This window comes from Streptomyces sp. NPDC059255 (assembly GCF_042752355.1).
Classification (GTDB): Bacteria; Actinomycetota; Actinomycetes; order Streptomycetales; family Streptomycetaceae; genus Streptomyces.
In genome coordinates this window covers 32,387-51,364 of sequence record NZ_JBHYZP010000038.1, presented here as the reverse complement: position 1 = coordinate 51,364, position 18,978 = coordinate 32,387, and the positions used below count along the sequence as shown (strand labels likewise).

Annotated in this window: 15 protein-coding genes; 2 read left to right on the top strand and 13 right to left on the bottom strand. The window is 72.8% G+C overall.

Translation table 11 applies throughout. The features are described from left to right. Positions 1-120 precede the first annotated feature (120 nt). The 3 genes from ACFXKG_RS33290 to rpe all read right to left on the bottom strand — a co-directional run bounded on the left by ACFXKG_RS33290 (position 121) and on the right by rpe (position 3,701). Positions 121-1,563, bottom strand: coding sequence for a GuaB1 family IMP dehydrogenase-related protein (locus tag ACFXKG_RS33290; RefSeq protein ID WP_384846922.1), 1,443 nt, complete (start codon positions 1,561-1,563; stop codon positions 121-123). 208 nt (positions 1,564-1,771) lie between these two features. Next, the gene (locus ACFXKG_RS33285; RefSeq protein WP_365815796.1) at positions 1,772-2,821 is read right to left on the bottom strand and encodes a sugar-binding domain-containing protein; all 1,050 of its coding nucleotides are present in this window, start codon (positions 2,819-2,821) and stop codon (positions 1,772-1,774) included. A gap of 196 nt (positions 2,822-3,017) precedes the next feature. Beyond that, the gene (gene rpe, locus ACFXKG_RS33280) at positions 3,018-3,701 is read right to left on the bottom strand and encodes a ribulose-phosphate 3-epimerase (RefSeq protein ID WP_384846920.1); all 684 of its coding nucleotides are present in this window, start codon (positions 3,699-3,701) and stop codon (positions 3,018-3,020) included. 457 nt (positions 3,702-4,158) lie between these two features. Here rpe and ACFXKG_RS33275 point away from each other — a divergent pair, with 457 nt between their 5' ends. Continuing rightward, the gene (locus ACFXKG_RS33275; RefSeq protein WP_384846918.1) at positions 4,159-6,582 is read left to right on the top strand and encodes an excinuclease ABC subunit UvrA; all 2,424 of its coding nucleotides are present in this window, start codon (positions 4,159-4,161) and stop codon (positions 6,580-6,582) included. A gap of 58 nt (positions 6,583-6,640) precedes the next feature. Here ACFXKG_RS33275 and ACFXKG_RS33270 read toward each other — a convergent pair whose 3' ends face one another. Both ACFXKG_RS33270 and fmt read right to left on the bottom strand, forming a co-directional pair. Then, positions 6,641-8,074: an RsmB/NOP family class I SAM-dependent RNA methyltransferase gene (locus tag ACFXKG_RS33270; protein ID WP_384846916.1), complete on the bottom strand. Its 1,434-nt coding sequence runs from the start codon at positions 8,072-8,074 to the stop codon at positions 6,641-6,643. 32 nt (positions 8,075-8,106) lie between these two features. Beyond that, positions 8,107-9,051 carry a methionyl-tRNA formyltransferase gene (gene fmt, locus ACFXKG_RS33265; RefSeq protein ID WP_384846914.1) on the bottom strand — a complete coding sequence of 315 codons (945 nt, stop codon included), beginning with the start codon at positions 9,049-9,051 and terminating at the stop codon, positions 8,107-8,109. A 344-nt stretch (positions 9,052-9,395) separates the two neighbouring features. Between fmt and ACFXKG_RS33260 the strand changes: the two genes are divergently transcribed. Continuing rightward, positions 9,396-9,929: a hypothetical protein gene (locus ACFXKG_RS33260; RefSeq protein WP_382896254.1), complete on the top strand. Its 534-nt coding sequence runs from the start codon at positions 9,396-9,398 to the stop codon at positions 9,927-9,929. Between the two features lie 173 nt (positions 9,930-10,102). Here the strand turns inward: ACFXKG_RS33260 and ACFXKG_RS33255 are convergent, their stop codons facing one another. From ACFXKG_RS33255 to ACFXKG_RS33220, 8 genes are all read right to left on the bottom strand, one after another. Beyond that, positions 10,103-12,247 (bottom strand): primosomal protein N', encoded by a 2,145-nt coding sequence (locus ACFXKG_RS33255; protein WP_384846912.1) that lies wholly within the window; start codon positions 12,245-12,247, stop codon positions 10,103-10,105. Positions 12,248-12,427: 180 nt separating this feature from the next. Next, entirely contained in the window at positions 12,428-13,651 is a 1,224-nt protein-coding gene (gene metK, locus ACFXKG_RS33250; RefSeq protein ID WP_384846910.1) for a methionine adenosyltransferase, read from the bottom strand. A gap of 355 nt (positions 13,652-14,006) precedes the next feature. Beyond that, a complete protein-coding gene (gene coaBC / locus ACFXKG_RS33245; RefSeq protein ID WP_384846908.1) occupies positions 14,007-15,215 on the bottom strand; it encodes a bifunctional phosphopantothenoylcysteine decarboxylase/phosphopantothenate--cysteine ligase CoaBC in 1,209 nt (402 codons plus the stop codon). Between the two features lie 115 nt (positions 15,216-15,330). After that, positions 15,331-15,603, bottom strand: coding sequence for a DNA-directed RNA polymerase subunit omega (gene rpoZ, locus ACFXKG_RS33240; RefSeq protein WP_003970369.1), 273 nt, complete (start codon positions 15,601-15,603; stop codon positions 15,331-15,333). 172 nt (positions 15,604-15,775) lie between these two features. Then, positions 15,776-16,339, bottom strand: a complete 564-nt coding sequence (gene gmk, locus ACFXKG_RS33235; RefSeq protein WP_384846906.1) for a guanylate kinase — start codon at positions 16,337-16,339, stop codon at positions 15,776-15,778. A 38-nt stretch (positions 16,340-16,377) separates the two neighbouring features. Next, positions 16,378-16,701, bottom strand: coding sequence for an integration host factor (locus tag ACFXKG_RS33230; RefSeq protein ID WP_329828420.1), 324 nt, complete (start codon positions 16,699-16,701; stop codon positions 16,378-16,380). A 233-nt stretch (positions 16,702-16,934) separates the two neighbouring features. Further along, positions 16,935-17,825: an orotidine-5'-phosphate decarboxylase gene (pyrF, locus tag ACFXKG_RS33225; protein ID WP_384846904.1), complete on the bottom strand. Its 891-nt coding sequence runs from the start codon at positions 17,823-17,825 to the stop codon at positions 16,935-16,937. Next, positions 17,822-18,967, bottom strand: a complete 1,146-nt coding sequence (locus tag ACFXKG_RS33220; protein WP_384846992.1) for a quinone-dependent dihydroorotate dehydrogenase — start codon at positions 18,965-18,967, stop codon at positions 17,822-17,824. The genes pyrF and ACFXKG_RS33220 overlap by 4 nt, the downstream gene beginning before the upstream one ends. Positions 18,968-18,978: the final 11 nt, after the last annotated feature.

Genomic DNA, 18,978 nt, shown 5'->3' with positions numbered 1-18,978 from the left:
CCGTGCGGGGGGGGCTCCGTGCCGGGGTTCTGTGCGGGAGTTCTGTGCGGAGGCTCCTTGCGAGGGGCTCCGTGCCCTCCCGTACCCGAACGGTACGGGAGAGCCGTCCCGCCTGCCCGATCAGCTCCAGCTGTGGTGCAGCGGCTTGCCCTCGGCGTACCCGGCGGCGCTCTGGACGCCGACTATCGCCTTCTCGGCGAACTCCGCGAGGGAGTTCGCGCCCGCGTAGGTGCACGAGGAGCGGAGGCCCGCGATGATCGAGTCGATCAGGTCCTCGACGCCGGGTCGCGCGGGGTCCAGGAACATCCGCGAGGTGGAGATGCCCTCCTCGAAGAGCGCCTTGCGCGCCCGGTCGTACGCCGACTCCTCGCTCGTACGGTTGCGTACGGCGCGGGCGGAGGCCATGCCGAAGGACTCCTTGTAGAGCCGCCCGTCGGCGGACTGCTGGAGGTCACCGGGCGATTCGTACGTACCGGCGAACCAGGAGCCGATCATCACGTTCGACGCGCCGGCGGCCAGCGCCATGGCGACATCGCGCGGGTGCCTGACCCCGCCGTCGGCCCAGACGTGCTTCCCTGCCTTGCGCGCCTCGGCGGCACACTCCAGCACGGCCGAGAACTGCGGGCGTCCCACGCCGGTCATCATGCGGGTGGTGCACATGGCGCCGGGACCGACCCCGACCTTGACGATGTCCGCGCCGGCCTCGATCAGATCGCGTACGCCCTCCGCGGCGACCACGTTGCCCGCGACGACCGGCACCTTCGGGTCGAGCGCGCGGACCGCCTTGACGGCGCTGATCATCGACTCCTGGTGGCCGTGGGCCGTGTCGACGACCAGGGTGTCGACGCCCGCGTCGAGCAGTTGCGCCGCCTTGCCCGCGACATCGCCGTTGACGCCGACGGCGGCGGCGATCCGCAGCTTGCCCGCGGCGTCGGTGGCGGGCGTGTAGAGGGTCGCGCGCAGCGCGCCCTTGCGGGTGAGGACACCGGCGAGCCGGCCCTCGGCGTCGACGGCCGGGGCGAGCTTGCGGTTGGCGTTGTCGAGGATGTGGAACGCCTCGCCCGGGTCGAGGTCCGCGGAGATCAGCACCAGGTCCTTCGACATCACCTCGGAGAGCTGGGTGAAGCGGTCCACGCCGGTCAGGTCGTGGTCCGTGACGATGCCGACGGGCTTGCGGTCGCCGTCGACCACGACGCCCGCGCCGTGGGCCCGCTTGGGCAGCAGGGAGAGCGCGTCGCCGACGGTCTGGAACGGGGTCAGCACGATCGGCGTGTCGAGCACGAGATGGCGCGTCTTGACCCAGGAGATGACGTCGGTGACGACCTCGATCGGAATGTCCTGCGGGATCACGACGAGTCCGCCGCGCCGGGCGACGGTCTCGGCCATCCGGCGGCCCGCGATCGCCGTCATGTTCGCGACGACGAGCGGAACGGTCGTGCCCGTGCCGTCCGGCGAGGAGAGGTCCACAGCCTGGCGGGAGCCGACGGCGGAGCGGCTCGGCACCATGAAGACATCGTCGTACGTCAGGTCGTACGGGGGCGTGACGTCATTGAGGAAACGCATACTGACTCTCTCACCTGCTGTTTCACTTGAGGGGCGGGTGGGGAGTCAGCGACGGGCCCGGTGGGCCCCGGCTGCGGCTCCTACGCCATCATCACCGATCCGCCGGCGTTCTGGCGAACCTGCCGGCCGGCTCTGTACGTTCCGCCAGAGGGCCGGTGGTGATCTTCGAAGCATCCTCCGAAATCCCCCGTCGAATCACCGTCGGTGCCTAGTCGTCGTCCGGGTCCGCCCGCTCCAGCGCGGGGTGCGGGGCGGGGGTGAACTCCGTCAGCAGGAAGTCGGCCGCGGCGGTGTCCGTGACCAGGCTGGTGACCAGCCCGGAGCGGAGTACGGCCCCGATCGCCTCGGCCTTGCGCAGCCCGCCCGCGATCGCCACGACCTCCGGGATACGGCGCAGCCGGTCCGCCTCGACGGTGATGCAGCGCTCGCCCAGGTCGCGGCCGACCCGGCGGCCCTCCGCGTCGAAGAGGTGCGCGGACATCTCGGCGGCGACGCCGAGCGAGGCGTAATGGGTGCGCTCCTCCTCGGTGATCATGTCGTGGACCGTGGAGATCCCGGGCTCCCAGGAGCCGATGGAGACGGCCGCGACGGTGACCTTGTCGAAGTACTCGAAGGCGCGCGCGATCCCGGTCTGGCTGCGCAGCGCGGCGGCGGTCGCCGGGTCGGGCAGCAGCATCGGGGCGTAGATGGGGTGCGCCTCGCCGCCGGAGACCTGGGCGGCGCGCCGGACGGCCTCGACGGAGCCGCGCTCGGCGGTGCCCGCGTCGTACACGCCGGTCAGCTGGACGACCGTGCAGGGCGGCAGCCGGTCGAGCGCGGCGGCCATGTGGATGGTGGAGCGGCCCCACGCGAGCCCGAGGACATCGCCCTCGACCACCAGTTCGCCGAGGAGATCGGCGGCGACCTCACCGAGGTTCTCGGGGTCGGGCGACTCGTCCTCGCCCTCCGCGGGGGACTCGACGACGACCGCGTGCCGCAGGCCGTAGCGGGCGCGCAGCGCGTCGGAGCGCTCGGCGTCCAGCTCGGCGGGGACGCGGATCTCGATCCGTACGAGGTCGCGCTCCAGCGCGGTCTCCAGGACCCGGGCCACCTTGAAGCGGCTGACGCCGAACTCCTCGGCGATCTGGATCTTGGACTTGCCCTCCAGGTAGAAGCGGCGGGCCATGGCCGCCGCCTGCACCAGTTCCGCGGGTCCCATCCGCAGGGCTGGCCGACCCGCCGACATACCAGACACCGCGATCTCCTCACCTTTGTTCACACTCTGGACTCGCTGTTCATCCTGTCAGATCCAGCGGTCCTTGATCGGCCTCGGAAGGCCCCGTTCATGTTCCTGTGGCTCACTGGTCGTCCACCGGGGAGCCGCGCCGTGCGCCCCGTTTTCCGCGGGTTCGCGGGGAGCGGGTTCGCGGGTCGCGAGATCACGGTTCGCGCGCCCGGGGTTCCCCGGCCGCGGATCAGTGGCCGCAGGCCCAGGAGGCCGAGGCGGTCGCCTCGGTCGCCTGGTTGCGCAGCATCCGTACCGCCGCCGCCGGATCGTCCGTGCCGTACACCGCGGATCCGGCGACGAAGACATCGGCCCCGGCCTCCGCGCACCGCTCGATGGTGGTCGCGGAGACCCCGCCGTCGACCTGGAGCCACAGTTCGAGTCCGTGCTTGGAGATCAGCTCCCGGGTGCGGCGGATCTTCGGCAGCATGATGTCCAGGAACGCCTGTCCGCCGAAGCCCGGCTCCACCGTCATGATCAGCAGCATGTCGAGCTCGGGGAGCAGGTCCTCGTACGGTTCGACCGGGGTCGCGGGCTTCAACGCCATCGACGCCTTGGCGCCCTTGGCCCTGATCTCCCGCGCCAGCCGTACGGGGGCGGCGGCGGCCTCCACGTGGAAGGTCACGGAGCCCGCGCCGGCCTCGACGTACTGCGGGGCCCAGCGGTCGGGCTCCTCGATCATGAGATGGCAGTCCAGCGGGGTGTCCGTCGCCCGCGCGAGCGCCTCGACCACGGGCACGCCCAGGGTCAGGTTGGGCACGAAGTGGTTGTCCATGACATCGACATGGAGCCAGTCCGCGCCGTCGACCGCCTTCGCCTCCTCGGCGAGGCGGGCGAAGTCGGCGGACAGGATGCTGGGGTTGATCTGGGCCATGTGCCAAGCCTGCCATGCTCCGGAGCACTTCCCGACCGTCCCGGGAACCCGGGTACCGACCAATCCCGTACGGGAATGGGCACAGTCCGCGCAATCCTCGCGTTTCTGTGGACAGATCCGGGTTTACGGAGAGATCGGCTTGACTCCGCGGCTCCGGGCTTCCGGCCGGAACCGGTCGGAACCTCGGGCCGGAACCGGGCAGGACTCCCGGCCGGAACCGGGCAGGAATCGAGAAGCACCGCCCGCCGTCCCGCCCGTAGCGTGGCGTGCGCGGTCGCGGACGTCGAACGCGGTCCGGCACCGTCCGGCACCGTCGGGCGCCGGCGCCCGACGGTCCGGGACGACCGCACCCCCGAGGAAAAAATCCAGACGTACTGCCCGAAGCTGGTTAGATCGAGCCAGTCGACGCCGACGGAGATCGCCCGGACGGCTCCGCCTGAACCATGGAGACACCACGATGAGCATAGCCACGAGCACGGGCACGCAGCCGTCCGCGCCGGACGGCGTCCACAGCGCCGACAGCCACGATCTGATCCGGGTGCACGGCGCGCGCGTGAACAACCTCAAGGACGTCAGCGTCGAGATCCCGAAGCGCCGGCTGACGGTGTTCACCGGTGTCTCCGGCTCGGGCAAGAGCTCCCTGGTGTTCGGCACGATCGCCGCCGAGTCGCAGCGGCTGATCAACGAGACGTACAGCGCCTTCGTCCAGGGCTTCATGCCGACGCTGGCACGGCCCGAGGTCGACGTGCTCGAAGGGCTGACGACGGCGATCCTCGTCGACCAGCAGCGGATGGGCGCCGACCCCCGCTCCACCGTCGGCACCGCGACCGACGCCAACGCGATGCTGCGCATCCTCTTCAGCCGGCTCGGGCAGCCGCATCTCGGCTCGGCCAAGGCGTTCTCCTTCAACGTCGCCTCGATCAGCGGGGCGGGGGCCGTCACCGTGGAACGCGGCGGACAGACCGTGAAGGAGCGCCGCAGCTTCAGCATCACCGGCGGCATGTGTCCGCGCTGCGAGGGCCGGGGCACCGTCTCCGATCTCGACCTGACCCAGCTCTACGACGACTCCCAGTCGCTCGCCGACGGCGCGCTGACCGTCCCCGGCTACAAGCCGGGCGGCTGGAACTACCGGCTCTACACCGATTCCGGCTTCTTCGACCCGGACAAGCCGATCCGCGAGTACACCGGGACGGAGCTGCACGACTTCCTCCACCGCGAGCCGACCAGGATGAAGATCGCGGGCATCAACATGACGTACGAGGGACTGATCCCGCGGATCCAGAAGTCGATGCTCGCCAAGGACCGGGAGGGCATGCAGCCGCACATCCGGGCCTTCGTGGACCGGGCGGTCACCTTCACCTCCTGCCCCGAGTGCGACGGCACCCGGCTCAACGAGGGGGCCAGGTCCTCGAAGATCAACGGGATCAGCATCGCCGACGCCTGCGCGATGCAGATCAGCGACCTGGCCGACTGGGTGCGCGGCATCGACGAGCCGTCGGTGGCGCCGCTCGTCACCGCGCTGGGGGCGGCCCTCGACTCGTTCGTGGAGATCGGCCTCGGCTATCTCTCGCTCGACCGGCCAGCGGGCACGCTGTCGGGGGGCGAGGCGCAGCGCGTCAAAATGATCCGTCACCTCGGCTCCTCGCTCACCGATGTCACCTACATCTTCGACGAGCCCACCATCGGCCTGCACCCGCACGACATCGGCCGGATGAACGGCCTGCTGCTGCGGCTGCGCGACAAGGGCAACACGGTGCTCGTCGTGGAGCACAAGCCGGAGATGATCGCGATCGCCGACCATGTCGTCGACCTCGGCCCCGGCGCCGGTACGGCGGGCGGCACCGTCCAGTTCGAGGGCACCGTCGAGGGGCTGCGGGCCGGCGACAGCCTCACCGGCCGCCACTTCGACGACCGGGCCGCCCTCAAGGAGAAGGTACGGACGCCCACCGGGGCGCTGGAGATCCGCGGCGCGTCCGCGCACAACCTGCGTGACGTCGATGTCGACATCCCGCTCGGGGTGCTGGTCGTGGTCACCGGGGTCGCGGGCTCGGGCAAGAGCTCGCTCGTGCACGGGTCGCTGGTCGACGGCCCGGGAACGGCCGGCCCCGGTGTGGTGTCGGTCGACCAGAGCCCCATCCGCGGCTCCCGGCGGAGCAACCCGGCGACGTACACCGGACTGCTCGAACCGATCCGCAAGGCCTTCGCGAAGGCCAACGGCGTGAAGCCGGCGCTGTTCAGCGCCAACTCCGAGGGCGCCTGCCTCAACTGCAACGGCGCCGGTGTCGTCTACACCGACCTGGCGATGATGGCCGGCGTCGCCACCACCTGCGAGGAGTGCGAGGGGAAGCGGTACCAGCCGGCCGTGCTCGACCACCACCTCGGCGGCCGCGACATCAGCGAGGTGCTCGCGATGTCGGTGGACGAGGCGGAGAAGTTCCTCGGCTCCGGCGAGGCGCGGACGCCCGCCGCGCACGCGATCCTCGGCCGGCTCTCCGACGTCGGGCTCGGCTACCTCACCCTCGGCCAGCCGCTCACCACGCTCTCCGGCGGCGAGCGGCAGCGGCTCAAGCTCGCCACCCGCCTGGCCGAGAAGGGCGCCGACCGGCAGGTCTACGTCCTCGACGAGCCGACCACCGGCCTCCACCTCGCGGATGTCGAGCAGTTGCTCGGCCTGCTCGACCGGCTCGTCGACTCCGGCAGGTCGGTCATCGTCGTGGAGCACCACCAGGCGGTCATGGCGCACGCCGACTGGATCATCGACCTCGGCCCCGGCGCCGGCCACGACGGCGGCCGGATCGTCTTCGAGGGCACGCCGGCCGATCTCGTCGCCGGCCGCTCCACCCTCACCGGCGAGCACCTCGCGGAGTACGTGGGCGCCTGACCGACGGCCTGAGCCACCGCGCACGGACCGGCGGTGGCTCAGGACGCCCGGAAGCGGCTCAGGCCGTACGGCGCAGCAGTGCCAGGTACATGGCGTCCGTGCCGTGCAGATGCGGCCAGAGCTGTACGTCGGGGCCGTCGCCCAGCGCCGGGACGCCGGGCATCAGGGGCCTGGCGTCGACCCACTCGGCCTCGACCGGCGGGCCGCCCCGGCCCCTGAGGACGTCCTCGACGACGACCCGGGTCTCGGCGAGATGCGGGGAGCAGGTCGCGTACCCGACGATGCCGCCGACCCGTACGGCCTGGAACGCCTCGCGCAGCAGCCCGCGCTGGAGCGGCGCGAAACCGTCCAGGTCGGCCGGGCGGCGCCGCCAGCGCGCCTCCGGCCTGCGGCGCAGCGCGCCCAGCCCCGAGCAGGGGACGTCGACCAGGACGCGGTCGAAGGAGCCCGGGCGCCAGGGCGGGCGGGTGCCGTCGGCGGCGATGACCTGGTACGGGCCCGGGTTCCCGGCGAGGGCGCGCTCGACGAGCCGGGCGCGGTGCGGCTGCTTCTCCGCGGCGAGGAGCGCGGCGCCGCGTCCGGCGGCAAGCGCGGCCAGCAGCGCCGCCTTGCCGCCGGGACCCGCGCAGCCGTCGAGCCAGCGCGTGTCGGCGCCCTCCAGCGGCGCGTTGGCCACGGCCAGGGCCACGAGCTGGCTGCCCTCGTCCTGGACCCCGGCGCTGCCGTCCCGTACCGCCTCGACGGCGCCCGGTTCGCCGCCCTCGGCGAGCCGTACGGCATACGGGGACCAGCGTCCCGGCAGCACCGTGTCCGCGCCGAGCAGGTCGGTCAGCTCGTCGGTGGTGGAGCGTCCGGGGCGGGCCACGAGGGTCACCTCGGGGCGTTCGTTGTCGGCTTCGAGCAGGTCCTCGATTCCGGCGCGCCCGCCGCCGAGGGCGTCCCAGAGCGCCGAGACGATCCAGCGGGGGTGCGAGTGGACCACCGCGAGATGGTCCTCCGCGTCCTCGTCGTACGGCGGCGCGACCCGTTCCAGCCAGCCGTCCAGGTCGTCCTTGGAGATCTTGCGCAGGACGGCGTTGACGAACTTGGCGCGCCCGTCGCCGAGCACCACCCGGGCCAGGTCCACGCTGGCGGAGACCGCGGCGTGGGTGGGGATCCGGGTGCCGAGGAGCTGGTGCGCGCCGAGCGCGAGCACGTCGAGCACCGGCGGGTCGACCTCCCGCAGCGGCCGGTCCACGCAGGCCGAGATGATCGCGTCGTACGTGCCCTGGCGGCGCAGCGTCCCGTACACCAGCTCGGTGGCGAGCGCCGCGTCCCGCGCCTCGAAGTCGCTGTTCTCGCGGGCCTTCTTGAGCAGCGGGGGCAGCACGAGGTTGGCGTAGGCGTCCCGCTCGTCGACGGCCCTGAGCACCTCGAAGGCGAGGAGCCGTACGGGGTCCTTCTTGGGGCGGCGGTACGGCTTGGAGGGGCGGCGCGTGGCCTGCTCGTTCAAAGGTGCTCCGCGGTGAGAAGAGTGGATCCCTCTCAGCCTACGTCGGCGGTGCCGAGCCGTTCGTCCGGGGCGATCCGCACTCCGCGCGCCCAGTCGGCGGCGCGCATCGGCTTCTTGCCCTGCGGCTGGACCCAGAGCAGTTCGACCGCGTGCGAGCCGGTGCCGGCGTGCACGGTGTTCTTGCCGACGGCGAGCTCCCCGGGCGCCAGGGTGTCGGCCTCGGGTGCGGGCCGGGCCTGGACGAGCTTGAGCCGTTCGCCGCGGAAGAGCGTCCAGGCCCCGGGCGCGGGGGTGCAGGCGCGTACGACCCGGTCGACGCGGAGCGCGGGGGCGGCCCAGTCGACCTGTGCGTCCTCGACGGTGATCTTGGGGGCGAGGGAGATGCCGTCGGCGGGCTGCGGTACGGGGACCAGGGAGCCGTCCTCGATGCCGTCCATGGTCGCGGAGAGCAGTCCGGCACCGGCGAACGCCAGCCGGGTCAGCAGGTCGCCGCTGGTGTCGGTGGACCGGACGTGCTCGGTGAGCACGCCGTACACGGGGCCGGTGTCGAGCCCCTCCTCGATCTGGAAGGTGGCCGCGCCGGTCATCTCGTCGCCGGCCATGACGGCGTGCTGCACGGGCGCGGCGCCGCGCCAGGCGGGCAGCAGCGAGAAGTGCAGGTTCACCCAGCCGTGGACGGGCACGCCGAGGGCGGTCTTGGGCAGCAGGGCGCCGTACGCGACGACCGGGCAGCAGTCGGGGCCGATCTCGCGCAGCCGGGCGAGGAAGTCCTCGTCCCGGGGCTTGGCGGGCTTGAGCACCTCGATGCCCGCTTCCTCCGCGCGCTGGGCGACCGGGCTGGCCACCAGCCTGCGCCCGCGTCCCGCGGGTGCGTCGGGCCTGGTCACGACGGCGGCGACGGTGTGCCGTTCCGAGGCGATGAGTGCGTCCAGGGCGGGTACGGCGACCTCGGGGGTGCCGGCGAAGACGAGCTTCATCGGTGGCTGACTACCTCTCGGACTGGTGGTCGAACGGAGGGAGAGTACCGGCCGGAGGGCCGGAGACGCTCCCGTCCGGGCCGCCGCGCGGCGGCCCGGTGCCGCGGGACCGGTACGGATCTTCGCGGGCCCGTGAACGGCGTACCAGTGTAGATGCGCGAGCGGGGAGTCCCGTCCCCCCGCCTCAGGGGGCGTACGACGGCCTGTGCGCCCCGCGCATATGCGCATACGCCCCCGCAGCGTGACCACATCGCCCAATGGAGCGTTGTCAAGAGAGATTGACCCACGCGGGCCGCACCGGTGCGGCCCGGATCCTTTTCCATGCCGGTTCGAGAGGCTTGTTCATGGCCGACCACGCAACCCACGACGCACAAGCCCGGGCAAGTCTGCACCTGTTGGTGCGGGACATCGAGCGGGTCAGGCGGCAGGTGGACGCGCTGCGCACGCTCACCGCCCAGTTGGGCAACGTCTACCGCCCGCGGCGCTCGGGCCCCTCCACGGGCTTCGTCGTCTACGGCAGGGCGCCCGCCCCGACCGTCCGCCTCGCGCAGGAGCTGCGGGACAGCGTCGAGACACTGGTGACCGCGGCGGTGGACTTCGACCGCTCGCTCGGGTTCTCGTGGGACGCGGTGGGTTCGGCGCTGGGGGTCACCAAGCAGGCGGTGCACCGGCGTTACGGTACGCGGCGGGCCACGCAGCAGCCCGGCGCGGCCGACCCGGACCGCGCGCAGGACCCCGGCGCGCCCCGTGCCTCGCTGCCGGGCGCCGTCCCCGCGGTGCCGGCGGCCCGTTCGATGCCGCCGCAGCCGTCCGCGAGCCTCCCGTCGCTCCGCGAGGAGAGCCGCCCCAACGCCTTCCCCGGCCCACGCGGCGGCTGAGACTCCCTCCCCTCGCCCCTCCCCACGCGCCGGAGCCGGTCACCCGTCGACGGCGCGACGAGCCAGCCCGTACCGCACCCCCACCGCGTACGGGCGGCAGAGCGCGGTGCGGCCGGCAGCCGCCCGGCCGCACCGCCGCGCCCCGTCCCGTTAGGGCCTCAGCTGATGTCCCCTCAGCCGATGTCCGGGGGATCGATCCTGATCCGCACCGGATCGCCGCCGCCCCGCGACATCCGCGCCGCCTGAGCCGCCTTCAGCGCCCGTGCCAGCGCGGCGCCGCTGCCCGGCGGCACCCGGAGCAGGGCGCGCTCCCAGCGCTCCCCCGGCGGCGGATCGCCCGGCCTGCGCGGCCGGCCCGGGTCGGTCATGGGCAGCGGTACGGGCCCCAGCACCTCGGCGTCGCCCGGTAGTTCGGCCGAGGCGAGAAACGCGTCCACCGCCTCCGTGCGCCCCACCACGGCGGCCATCCGTGACACCGGGGGGAACCCCAGCTCGGTCCGCTCGGCCAGCTCACGCCGCGCGTGCCCCACCGGGTCCCAGCGGACCAGCGCCTGCACCGGCCGCAGGGTCGGCTCGGCGACCACCACCACCGTGCCGCCCTCGCCCTGCCCCCGGACCAGGGACGCCGCCTGCGTCCAGCGGCGCAGCGCCTCCTCGCCCGCCCGCAGATCGGGGCGGCCGAGCATCGCCCAGCCGTCGAGCAGCAGCGCCGCCGCGTAGCCGCCCTCCGCGACGGGCTCGGCGCCCGGCGTGCTGACGACGAGCGCGGGGCGCCCCGGCACGGAGTCGAGCACATGGTCGCGTCCCGACGTACGGACCGGGACGGCCGGGAAGGCCCGGCCCAGCTCCTCCGCCGTACGCCGTGCCCCCACGATCCGCGCGCGCAGCCGGGGGCTCCCGCAGGCGGCGCAGTGCCAGTCCGGCTCCTCCCGTCCGCACCAGCCACAGTGCAGCTCCCGCTCGCGCGGGGCCTCCAGCGGCCCCGCGCAGTGCCGGCACCGGGCCGGGGTACGGCAGAGCTCGCAGGCCAGCCGGGGCACATAGCCGCGGCGGGGCACCTGCACCAGCACCGGGCCGCTGCGCAGCCCGTCCCTGACGGCCCCCCAGGCGAGGCTGGGCAGCCGGGCCGCCCGCGCCGCCTCGTCGCGCGCCAGCTCGCCGTCGCCGATGGTGCGCACCAGCGGCGCGGCCGTACGCACCTGCTCCCGGCTCGCAGCCAGCGGCAGCGCCCAGCCGGTGTCGACGAGCTGGGCCGCCTCGACCGTGCACGACGTACTGCCCAGCAGGAAGCCGCACTTGTCGTGCGCGGCGCGCAGCAGCAGCACCTCGCGGGCGTGCGGCTGAGGGGCGTGCGGCTCGCTGTGGCTGGAGTCGCCGTCGTCCCAGATGGCCACCAGCCCCAGGTCCCGGACGGGCGCGAACATGGCCGCACGGGTCCCGACGACCGCCCGCACCGCGCCGCGCCGCACCGCGAGCCACTCCCGGTAGCGCTTCTCGGGCCCGGCCTCCGCCGTGAGGAGCGCGTGCCGCCCCTCGCCCAGCAGCGCCGTCAGCGCGGCGTCGGCCCGCGCCGCGATCCGCCCGTCCGGTACGACGACGAGCGCGCCCCGCCCCGAGGCGAGCGTCGCGGCGACGGCCCGCGCCAGCTCGTCCGCCCAGCCCGGCCCCGGCAGCGCGGTCCACACGGCGCGCGGCGCGCCACCTCCCGCGAGCGCGCCGAGGAACGCGGGCCCGTTCGCATACCGCTCCCAGCCCCCCGGCTCCGGCGCGGCGGGCGGCGGGGCCGGCTCCGGCGACGGCTTCGCCTCGGCGCGCGCGTTCCGCGGCGGCACGGCGAGCTGGAGCACGTCGGCGAGGCTCCCCGCGTACCGGTCGGCGACGGCCCGCGCCAGCCCCAGCAGCTCCGGGCCGAGCACCGGCTCGGTGGACACGACCCCGGCCAGCGCGGCGAGCGGGCCCGCGTAGTCCGACTCGGCCCGCCGCTCCACCACGAACCCGTCGATCAGCCGGCCGCCCTCACGCCGCCCGCCCCGCACCTGACGCGCCCCGGCCCCGAACCGCACCCGCACCCGCACCCCGGGCTGCGCCGCCTCGTCCAGCTCCTCGGGCACGGCGTAGTCGAAGAACTGGTCGAGATGGAGCACCCCCTTGTTCACCACCACCCGCGCCACCGGCAACCCCCCGGCCAGCGCGGCCCCCCGCCAGGTCCGCGGCTTGGCCCGCGGCACCTTCGCCTTCCGCACACTCTCCCGAATGAGCGCAAGCTGCTCGGGCCCACCACCGGCGGGTTCGTCGGGCCGCTCGTTGTCGCTGCTCACAGCTTCATACCTACCAGACGCCACCGACACCGCCACACCCGCGGAGATCCGCCGGACGCCGCGCCACGACGACCGCGTGAACCGCCGGACGCCCCATGTCCCCGACGTCCCCCGGCCGACAGCGAGGCCCCGGACACCGAGGTGGTGTCCGGGGCCTCGCTCAGGAATGCGGTCCGCGGCTCAGACGCCCGCGGCCTCGCGCAGCGCGTCCACGCGGTCCGTGCGCTCCCAGGTGAACTCGGGGAGCTCCCGGCCGAAGTGGCCGTACGCCGCGGTCTGCGCGTAGATCGGGCGCAGCAGGTCGAGGTCGCGGATGATCGCGGCCGGGCGGAGGTCGAAGACCTGGCCGATGGCCTGCTCGATCTTCTCCGGCTCGACCGTGGCCGTGCCGAAGGTCTCGACGAAGAGGCCGACCGGCTCGGCCTTGCCGATCGCGTACGCGACCTGGACCTCGCAGCGGGCGGCGAGGCCCGCGGCCACGACGTTCTTGGCGACCCAGCGCATCGCGTACGCCGCCGAGCGGTCGACCTTGGACGGGTCCTTGCCGGAGAAGGCGCCGCCGCCGTGGCGGGCCATGCCGCCGTACGTGTCGATGATGATCTTGCGGCCGGTAAGGCCGGCGTCGCCCATCGGGCCGCCGATCTCGAAGCGCCCGGTCGGGTTCACCAGCAGGCGGTAGCCCTCGGTGTCCAGCTTGATGCCGTCGTCCACCAGCTCCTTGAGCACGTGCTCGACGACGAACTCACGGACGTCGGGGGCGAGCAGCGAGTCCAGGTCGATGTCGGACGCGTGCTGCGAGGAGACGACGACCGTGTCGAGGCGTACGGCCTTGTCGCCGTCGTACTCGATGGTGACCTGGGTCTTGCCGTCGGGGCGCAGGTACGGGATGGTCCCGTTCTTGCGGACCTCGGAGAGGCGGCGCGAGAGCCGGTGCGCGAGGTGGATCGGGAGCGGCATCAGCTCGGGGGTCTCGTCGCAGGCGTAGCCGAACATCAGGCCCTGGTCGCCGGCGCCCTGCTTGTCCAGCTCGTCGTCGTCCCCGCCCGCGGCGGCACTCTCGACCCGCTTCTCGTACGCCGTGTCGACGCCCTGCGCGATGTCGGGCGACTGCGCGCCGATGGAGACCGAGACGCCGCAGGAGGCACCGTCGAAGCCCTTCTTCGACGAGTCGTAGCCGATCTCCAGGATCTTGTTCCGCACGAGCTGGGCGATCGGCGCGTACGCCTTGGTGGTCACCTCGCCGGCGACATGCACCAGACCGGTGGTGATCAAGGTTTCCACGGCGACCCGGGAGGACGGGTCCTCCTGGAGGAGCGCGTCGAGAATGGTGTCGCTGATCTGGTCAGCGATCTTGTCGGGGTGACCTTCGGTCACCGACTCCGAGGTGAACAGACGGCGGGACACATCGCTCCCTGAGGTTGCAGCGGCTGCTGGCTGATCATTGGCGGACGTACGGGGCGCTGCACGCCCCGCGGCGGTCCTCGACCACTTTATCGGTCGAATCGGGCCACGGGGGCAAGTGTCTCGATCTGTGGGAGCCCCCACGCTCGCGGTCTCGCATTATGCGCCACGGTGATCGCCCCTGGCCAGAGCCCTGAGAAAGATGTGACGAAGGGCGCGTAAGCGGCACAGGGGGAGGAAGGGTGCGTAACGAAGAATTCATCCGGCCGGAGGCTCCTCGCCACCTACGCCGACGCCGGCGGACATGGGCCCGCCGCCGAGGCCGTCCGTGACCTCGGCACGTCGCCGCCGCCCGTCGCTATCCGGCCACCACCCGGGGCACCACCAGGTCCCAGACCACGTCCGCCAGGGCCTCCTTCGGACCGTACGGTACGGGCGTCTCCGCACCGTCGGCCGCGAGGACGACGGCCTCGTTCTCCTCGGCGCCGAACGCCTTGCGGTCCCCGACCTCGTTGACCACGAGGAGGTCGCACCCCTTGCGCCGCAGCTTGCGCCGGCCGTTGGCGAGGACGTCGTCCGTCTCCGCCGCGAAGCCGACGACCACCTGTCCCGGGCGGGGCCGCTCGGCGGCGAGCTCGGCGAGGATGTCGGGGTTGCGGACGAGGGCGACCGGGGCGGGCTCCTCGCCGTCCTTCTTCTTGATCTTGCCCGTGGCGTAGGCGGCCGGCCGGAAATCGGCCACGGCCGCCGCCATGACCACCGCGTCGGCCTCGGCGGCGGCCTTCAGCACGGCCTCCCGGAGCTGTACGGCCGTGCCGACGTGGACCATGTCCACGCCCGCCGGGTCGGGCAGCCCCGTGTTCGCCTCGATCAGCGTGACCCTGGCCCCCCGGGCGACGGCCGTACGGGCCAGGGCGTACCCCTGCTTGCCCGAGGAGCGGTTGCCCAGGTAGCGGACCGGGTCGAGCGGCTCGCGCGTACCGCCCGCGCTGATCACCACATGGCGTCCCGCCAGGTCGGGCGCGGGGACGCCACGGGCCAGGATCCGGCGGCAGAGCTCGAAGATCTCGCCCGGGTCCGGCAGCCGCCCCTTGCCGGTGTCGGCGCCGGTGAGGCGGCCCACGGCGGGCTCGACGACGACGGCGCCCCGGGCGCGCAGGGTCGCGACGTTCTCCTGGGTGGCGGGGTGCTCCCACATCTCGGTGTGCATGGCGGGTGCGAAGACGACCGGGCAGCGGGCCGTGAGGAGCGTGTTGGTCAGCAGGTCGTCCGCGAGGCCGTGCGCCGCCTTCGCGAGCAGGTCGGCGGTGGCCGGGGCGACGACGACCAGGTCGGCTCCCTGGCCGATCCGTACGTGCGGCACCTCGTGGACGTCCGACCAGACCTCGGTGGAGACGGGATGCCCGGACAGGGCCGACCAGGTCGCCGCCCCGACGAAGTGCAGCGCCGAGTCGGTCGGCACGACCCGTACGTCATGGCCCGACTCGGTCAGCCGGCGCAGCAGCTCGCACGCCTTGTACGCGGCGATCCCCCCGGCGACCCCCAGAACGACCTTCGGCTTGTCCACCGTGCCCACTCCCCTCCACCGGCCCCGACCAGAACGTGACAGCTCCCATGACACACCACAGGCCCGGCGGTCGCTCCACCGGGCCTGTGCCGAAAAACGTGTGGTGCCTGGGCGCCTACTGGGCCGGGCCCTCGATGGCCTCGGAGGTCAGCAGACCCGCGTTGATCTCGCGCAGGGCGATCGAGAGCGGCTTCTCGTGGACGTGGGTGTCCACCAGCGGACCGACGTACTCAAGCAGGCCCTCGCCGAGCTGCGAGTAGTACGCGTTGATCTGGCGCGCGCGCTTGGCCGCGTAGATCACGAGGCTGTACTTCGAGTCCGTGGCTTCGAGCAGCTCATCGATCGGCGGGTTGATGATGCCCTCGGGCGTGGTGATGGAAGAGGACACTCTCTTGCCTTCCGAAGAAAAATCAGGGAAATACTTCAGGGAAATACTGTGGCCGCACCCTCAGGGGAGTGCGGACCGTGCACCGCGGACCGGGGAATCCTCGTGGTTCCGAGGGTTCTCGCGCTTCTCGCACTTCCGGTGGTCCCCCGGTATCCGGACGGCACACTAAAGATCATGCAAGTGCCATCAAGGCTAGCAGCTCGCGTGCGACGTCCTCGACCGAGGTGTTGACCAGCGTCGTGTCGAACTCCGACTCGGCGGCCAGTTCCACCTTCGCGGCCGCCAGCCTGCGCTCGATCACCGCGGGCGACTCCGTGCCCCGGCCGGTGAGCCTGCGCACCAGCTCGTCCCAGCTCGGCGGGGCCAGGAAGACCAGCCGGGACTCCGGCATCGACTCCTTGACCTGCCGGGCGCCCTGGAGGTCGATCTCCAGGAGTACGGGCTCCCCCGCGGCCAGCCGGTCCAGGACCGCCTGCCGCGGGGTGCCGTAACGGTTTCCCGCGAACTCCGCCCATTCCAGCAGTTCGCCGTTGGCCACCGACTTGTCGAACTCGTCGTCGGTGACGAAGAAGTACTGGACGCCGTGGCGCTCGCCGGGGCGCGGTTTTCTCGTGGTGGCCGACACCGAGAGCCATACCTCGGGGTGGACCTTGCGCATATGCGCGACGACCGTGCTCTTGCCGACCCCGGAGGGGCCGGAGAGCACGGTCAGCCGCGGTCGTACGTCTGCTGCCATGCGGTGATTATCCAGGTTCCCGGGGGAACCCGGAAACGTCAGGCGCCGCCACCGCCGAACTCGCGCTCCAGGGACGCGATCTGATTGGAGCCGAGACCCCGCACGCGGCGGCTCTCGGAGATCCCGAGCCGCTCCATGATCTGCTTGGCACGGACCTTGCCCACGCCGGGCAGTGACTCAAGGAGGGCGGAGACCTTCATCTTCCCGATGACGTCGTTCTCCTGACCCTGCTTGATCACGTCATGGAGCGAAGCGCCGGAGTGCTTGAGTCGATTCTTGACCTCGGCCCGCTCCCGGCGAGCCGCGGCGGCCTTTTCGAGCGCGGCTGCGCGCTGTTCAGGGGTAAGGGGCGGAAGAGCCACGCCTACGTCACCTCGGATGTCGAACTGTCGGATACGGACCGGTGCGGAACCTAATCGCCCCACACCAGGCGAGCAACGGGCAACGAACTGCGCGTTGGCTCTCGACGGAGACTAGCGGCCAACTCCGCCCGAGTCAGCGAGAACAGACGAAAAGTCCTGGTCAGCATCGATCAGGGGTGACATTTTGGTCATTTTGCCCAACTTTTTGGACAGGAAGCCGCGCATTGCCTCCGTCACCTGCCCGCCGCGTCACCGCCGACGGCCGTTCTCACGTCGTCCGCGAAGCGGTCCGCGGCCTTCCGCAGCGCTCCGGCATCCGGACCGTGACGGAGAACACCCCGGCTGACGCTCGGTACGACGTTGCCGACCACCGCGCCGAAGACCGCGGGCAGATCCGCAGGCGTCGCGCCCTGCGCTCCGATGCCGGGCGCCAGCAGCGGCCCGTTGATCGCGAGGTCCACGCCCGTGTCCGCGAGATCACCGAGGGTGGCCCCCACGACGGCGCCGACCGAGCCGAGCGGCGTCGCACCCGCGTTCTCGGCGGCCATGTGGCCGAGCATGAGCCCCGCGAGCGGGCGCCCGTCGGCGGCGGTGGCGCGCTGCACCTCGGCGCCCTCCGGGTTGGAGGTCAGCCCGAGGACGAAGACCCCGCAGCCGGCCGCCGAGGCCGCGTCCAGCGCCGGGCGCAGCGAGCCGAAGCCGAGGTACGGGGAAAGCGTCACCGCGTCCGAGAAGAGCGGTGAGGCCGGGTCGAGGTAGGCCGCCGCGTACGCGCCCATCGTGGAGCCGATGTCGCCGCGCTTGGCGTCCATCAGGACCAGTGCCCCGGCCGCCCGTGCCTCCGCGACGGCCTTCTCCAGGACGGCGATGCCCCGCGAGCCGAAGCGCTCGAAGAACGCCGACTGCGGCTTGAGCACGGCGACCCGGTCGGCCAGCGCCTCCACCGTCGTACGGGTGAACCGCTCCAGGCCGGCGACGTCGTCGTTCAGCCCCCAGTCGGTGAGGAGCGAGCCGTGCGGGTCGATGCCGACGCAGAGCGGGCCACGGCGGTCCATGGCCTGCCGCAGCCGTGCCCCGAAGGGGACCACGGGGTGCGCGGGGCGGGGAGGGATCGGTGCGCTCATGCGTCGGCCTGCTTCCGGTTCGCGGTGTCCCTGGTGGACCTCGTGGCCGCGCCGACGGCCTCGGCGAGCGTGGCGTACGGGGAGAGCGCGAGCCGCGCCGCGAGCCCCTTGTGGATCTCGCGGCTCCAGAACGGGCCCCGGTAGATGAACGCGCTGTATCCCTGGACGAGCGTGGCACCGGCCAGGATGCGCTGCCAGGCGTCCTCGGCGTCCTCCACGCCCCCGACGCCCACCAGGGTGATCCGGTCGCCCACACGCGCGTACAGGCGGCTCAGCACCTCCAGCGAGCGCTCCTTGAGCGGCGCGCCGGAGAGCCCGCCGGTCTCGGCGGTCAGGTCGGGGCCGGAAACGAGGCCGAGCTCCGCGCGGGCGATGGTGGTGTTGGTGGCGATGACGCCGTCCAGGCCCAGCTCCACGGCGAGGTCGGCGACGGCGTCGACGTCCTCGTCCGCGAGGTCCGGCGCGATCTTGACCAGCAGCGGCACCCGGCGCCCGGGGACGGTGCGGTCGGCGGCCTCGCGCACGGCGGTGAGCAGCGGCCTGAGCTGGTCGACGGCCTGGAGGCTGCGCAGCCCGGGGGTGTTGGGCGAGCTGACGTTGACCACGAGGTAGTCGGCGTGGCGGGCCAGGCGCTCCGTGGAGAGCACGTAGTCCGCGACCGCCTCACTCTCGGGGACGACCTTGGTCTTGCCGATGTTGACGCCGACGGTCGTCCTGAAGGCCGGCTCACGGGCCGCACGGGCCGCGAGGCGCTCCGCAACCGCGGCGGAGCCCTCGTTGTTGAAGCCCATGCGGTTGATCAGCGCGCGGTCGGGGACGAGCCGGAAGAGCCGCTGCTTCGGGTTGCCGGGCTGCGGCTCGCCGGTGACGGTGCCGATCTCGACATGGTCGAAGCCGGCCATCGCCAGTCCGTCGATGCCCACGGCGTTCTTGTCGAATCCCGCGGCGAGCCCGAACGGGCCGTGCATGCGCAGCCCGAACGCCTCGGTGCGCAGCTCCTCGAAGCGGGGCGCGAGGGCGGCGGCGGCGAAGGTGCGCAGCACGGGGACGCGGGCGGCGAGCCGGATCCACCGGAAGGCCAGGTGGTGCGCCTGTTCGGGGTCCATCCGCCGGAAGACCAGCCGGAAGAGCATCCGGTACATCATGTCCATAC

Bases quoted from the DNA above. Each gene is read 5' to 3' on its own strand.
- fmt (WP_384846914.1), bottom strand. From the start codon at position 9,051: ATGAAGCTCGTCTTCGCCGGCACCCCCGAGGTCGCCGTACCCGCCCTG.
- ACFXKG_RS33260 (WP_382896254.1), top strand. From the start codon at position 9,396: ATGGCCGACCACGCAACCCACGACGCACAAGCCCGGGCAAGTCTGCAC.
- ACFXKG_RS33220 (WP_384846992.1), bottom strand. From the start codon at position 18,967: ATGTACCGGATGCTCTTCCGGCTGGTCTTCCGGCGGATGGACCCCGAA.
- ACFXKG_RS33290 (WP_384846922.1), bottom strand. From the start codon at position 1,563: ATGCGTTTCCTCAATGACGTCACGCCCCCGTACGACCTGACGTACGAC.
- ACFXKG_RS33275 (WP_384846918.1), top strand. From the start codon at position 4,159: ATGAGCATAGCCACGAGCACGGGCACGCAGCCGTCCGCGCCGGACGGC.
- gmk (WP_384846906.1), bottom strand. From the start codon at position 16,339: ATGGCAGCAGACGTACGACCGCGGCTGACCGTGCTCTCCGGCCCCTCC.
- pyrF (WP_384846904.1), bottom strand. From the start codon at position 17,825: ATGAGCGCACCGATCCCTCCCCGCCCCGCGCACCCCGTGGTCCCCTTC.
- rpe (WP_384846920.1), bottom strand. From the start codon at position 3,701: ATGGCCCAGATCAACCCCAGCATCCTGTCCGCCGACTTCGCCCGCCTC.